The sequence below is a fragment of the Pseudoalteromonas sp. TB51 genome (assembly GCF_000498055.1).
In the GTDB taxonomy this organism is placed as follows: Bacteria; Pseudomonadota; Gammaproteobacteria; order Enterobacterales; family Alteromonadaceae; genus Pseudoalteromonas; species Pseudoalteromonas atlantica.
In genome coordinates this window covers 1-3,466 of record NZ_AUTO01000096.1, presented here as the reverse complement: position 1 = coordinate 3,466, position 3,466 = coordinate 1, and the positions used below count along the sequence as shown (strand labels likewise).

Annotated in this window: 6 protein-coding genes; all 6 read right to left on the bottom strand. The window is 44.9% G+C overall.

What is annotated here, in order from left to right:
• Nucleotides 1–503: 503 nt before the first annotated feature.
• Entirely contained in the window at nucleotides 504–830 is a 327-nt protein-coding gene (locus L650_RS0104555) for a hypothetical protein (RefSeq protein ID WP_029772347.1), read from the bottom strand.
• 53 nt (nucleotides 831–883) lie between these two features.
• Nucleotides 884–1,780 (bottom strand): hypothetical protein, encoded by an 897-nt coding sequence (locus L650_RS0104550; protein ID WP_004586570.1) that lies wholly within the window; start codon nucleotides 1,778–1,780, stop codon nucleotides 884–886.
• Nucleotides 1,777–1,980, bottom strand: coding sequence for a hypothetical protein (locus tag L650_RS0104545; protein WP_004586569.1), 204 nt, complete (start codon nucleotides 1,978–1,980; stop codon nucleotides 1,777–1,779). Before L650_RS0104545 ends, L650_RS0104550 begins: the two co-directional genes overlap by 4 nt.
• On the bottom strand, nucleotides 1,977–2,420 hold the full coding sequence (locus L650_RS0104540) for a hypothetical protein (RefSeq protein WP_004586568.1): 444 nt from the start codon (nucleotides 2,418–2,420) through the stop codon (nucleotides 1,977–1,979). The genes L650_RS0104545 and L650_RS0104540 overlap by 4 nt, the downstream gene beginning before the upstream one ends.
• Nucleotides 2,421–2,431: 11 nt before the next feature.
• Complete coding sequence (locus L650_RS0104535; protein ID WP_029772345.1) at nucleotides 2,432–2,845, bottom strand: phage virion morphogenesis protein; 414 nt, start codon at nucleotides 2,843–2,845, stop codon at nucleotides 2,432–2,434.
• A gap of 1 nt (nucleotide 2,846) precedes the next feature.
• Complete coding sequence (locus L650_RS0104530) at nucleotides 2,847–3,314, bottom strand: hypothetical protein (protein ID WP_029772344.1); 468 nt, start codon at nucleotides 3,312–3,314, stop codon at nucleotides 2,847–2,849.
• Between the last annotated feature and the right edge of the window lie 152 nt (nucleotides 3,315–3,466).

Here is a 3,466-nt window from a genome sequence, read left to right as displayed (position 1 = left end):
TGCGCCTTGCTGTTGCATAATACGGGCTTGGCTGGCACCTAATTGCTGATTTGCGGCAACTTGGCGTTGTACCGCTTGGGGAATGCGGTTTAGTTCGTTTACGTTTTGGCGCGCACCGGTGGTAACTGCTTTACCGTCATAACTTAAGCGTAACGCCAAATTCAAGTTGTTGCTCATCGGGTCGCCTTATTAGTCCAATTATGGTGCGCTCTAGGGTTTGCAGTTTTGCAAAATCATCGGGATTAAGGGTTATATTTGCATAGCGCCAGGCTATATCAGCCCTGGCATAATCAAGGGCAATTTCTACCCCTTGGTTATCCCGTTGCCATTGGCTGNGCTAGCGGTAGTCAGTGCCACTACAGCCGCATGGTTAGGGGGCAATACAAACAATGTCTCGTCTTTGTTTGGCGCTGTTTGTTTAGGTGCACCAAAATGGGCTTCGTCGTCATCAATGGTTTTACTGTCTGCTGCTAGGTCGCCCAAAAACCACCTAGCAACATCGGCTAGTTTTTTTCAGTGATACGGTACTGGGCGTTAATACACTCAACACTTAAACGGGCAGTAATGCCGCTGTATGCCAGCATTTCTTCAAGGGTGCTTTTATCAAAGGGTACGTCTTTACCATCGTCGATAAAGTCATCCCAACCCACTAACAATGAGCGCACAATCTCACCATCATTCGCACCTTGTTTTTCAGTCAGTGTTTTAAGCTCGCTTTCAGATACCAATTTAATTTTTGCGGTAAATTTAAAAATAACCCCACCAAACTCAAAATTAAGTGGGGCGCTGATCAATGCAGTTTTTAACTCGGTTAGTAATTTTAATTTCATTGTGTCTTCCCTTGTAAAAGGTAAATAAAAAGAGGTAAAAAGGCGCTCCCCCCTTATTCAAAAACTATCGTCAGTTCGTCATAACCAGCACCGCTGGGCACTAACTTACCGTCAAACTCATAACCGGTTAATTCTGAGTCCAGGCTTGTGTATTTAGGCCACGGCATTTGATAGCGGCCAATAATGGTGACTTTTTTACCTGCAGCAGTGCCGTGGGTAAATTCAAAGTTTTGCACTTTGCCAACATCGTCAAACGGGTTGAAGGTGGCCAGTTCTTCGGCGGTTAGCGTAAAATTGGCGCTGCTTTCGTGACCGGTTATCATTATTTCTTCATGGTTAATGGCACGGTCAAATACCACGTTATTACCTAAGTCGACTGTGAGTTTGTGCAGGGTGCGTTTAACATCGTTAAGCTTAAAATCACTGCTGTTACTTACGCCGAGCACTTCGGGGCGCACCCAACGGTCCCAATCAACCGCAGGGGCGGCAGTACTTGCAACCGGCGCACTAAATAACCCTTTAAATTGCCAGTTAAGCATGGGTTTGCCTTTTTCAAGCGCAAAGCTCACGTTGCCTTTCATTTCGCTAATGTTGTGGGTATTTTTACCAAAACGTACTAAGCATGTAACTGCAACAGCTGCCCCTTTTGTAAACGTAACGCTGCTTGCATCAGCCACTTGCACCATGCCACAGGCTAATAACAGCGGAGCAAATGCAGGTTCGTTACCCACAGTGCCACTCATAGCCAATGGCGTTTTAAAATTAAGGCTTATATGCTCACCGTAAAATGTCTCAAGGCTGGCACCGCTATAACTGGTTTCTAGCTCGTCTTTTTCGCTTTCGCTTTCAAGGGTCAATTCAACTTCACTGGCATAAATAGCATGTAGGCCCGTTAAAGTTGTGCCCAAGGCATCCGCTAAAATGAGTTTGTCTTTAAATCGCCAACTCATGATTTAATCTCCACTTTAATCAGCTCACCACTTTTTAAGTTAAAAGCGCCGGCTAGCTCGTCTCTGTTACCTTTAGCACTTGCAAGCGCCTGGTTAACGTTTTCGGCAATCGTCATCGCGCGGGACTTTTTCGGGCCTGTATTTACAACAGCCTTTTGTTCAGCGTGTTTCGTTGATTGCTGTTCGGTTTGTTTGCTCATGGCATCACCTTCACAGTTACGGTATGTAGGCCAGTTACACTAAACTGGCACTGGTAAATTAGGTTATTGGTTTTTTTGTTAAGCTCAATGGTTCGACCCTTATCAAGCTTTATTGGGTCCCACCCAGGGTATTGGCATCCAGCAATAGCGGCTTTTACATCACTACGCAATTGCTTAACTTGTGCATCACTATGGGCATTACCTGCAGCGCAGGGGATCACAATCATCACCGCAAACACATCTTTAACCTGATACTCATCCATACCATGTACTTCATTGGTATTGGTGTTGTCATCGGCCAATGGCAATACAAACAACTGTGCACTGTGTACGGCATGCTCGCGAACATGGTTAAAGTCGCTAGCAAACCCAACCGTTGCATTAACGATTGTTTGGCTTAGCAGGGTTTCTATGTTGTTTAAATCAAAGTTAAATGCCATTTAAATGCTCTTTAAATTAACCAATCAGTAATAATGTCGTTAATCTCATTTTCTTGCACAGCCGCAATNGGCCGTGCGGGTAACGTCACGCTTTTATTGCGGCCAGTTTCACCACCATAATGGTTTATAGCTGCGTACTTTTCGCCTAAGCCATGCTCAAGCGTATTTCCGTTTACATTGTGCGTAACAGAGCCTGCAAGGTTGCGCTCATCAGTCAGCGTTAAACCGCCCCGGTCTTTTGCTGCTTGCGACTGCTCCCATTTACGGCCTTCGGGTGTTACTTCCCGTAAAAATCGGGTGGTGACGTCCATGTCTAAAAATGCACCAATGTCGTCCAATACATCAGCTGGATTACCGCTTACATTTGCAATTTGGGTTAAGCGGGGCAGTGCATTACCCGTTATGTGTATAAATACACCCGCCAATTTAATAACCTGGCCAGTTAAATTGAGAGCCTGCAGGTTTGGTTCGCATCCCAGTTCTTACGCCTGCAGGCGCATCTTCCTTAATTTGGATCACACCTTTACTAACCTTATCAAGCATCGCCATCGCGTTACTTTTAAGGGCTTTAAGGTTTTCATCAGCAATGTTAGGGGCTAACTCACAATGCATTAAATCGTTAGCAATGCCGGGTAAAACAGAGTTATTAATATCATCTTGGTTTAACGCAAACCGCGAAACATAGCCCGCTATAACTGCATTTACATTTTTTTGTGCTTGCGCATACCAGGCATTAATTTGCTCTTGCAACTCACTGTACGTCTCACTTAAAAGTGCGGCTTCAACATCATCACGCGTCACGCGAGTGCCTGGCTCGTTAAATTTATTCGACGCAAATTGCAACAGCGTATTAATACCTATTTTGTCTATAACTGCTTGTTCTGTAGTAAACATGCACACCTCAGTTAGTAAAAAAAAGGCCCGAGCAAGTCGGTACTGGGGCCTTTACACAGGGAACAACAATGATTAATTACGCTGGCGTAAGCACGTTGGTTAGCAAAATACCGCAGTCTTTCGCAATAATTTGTTCTTGTACGGCTTCGCCT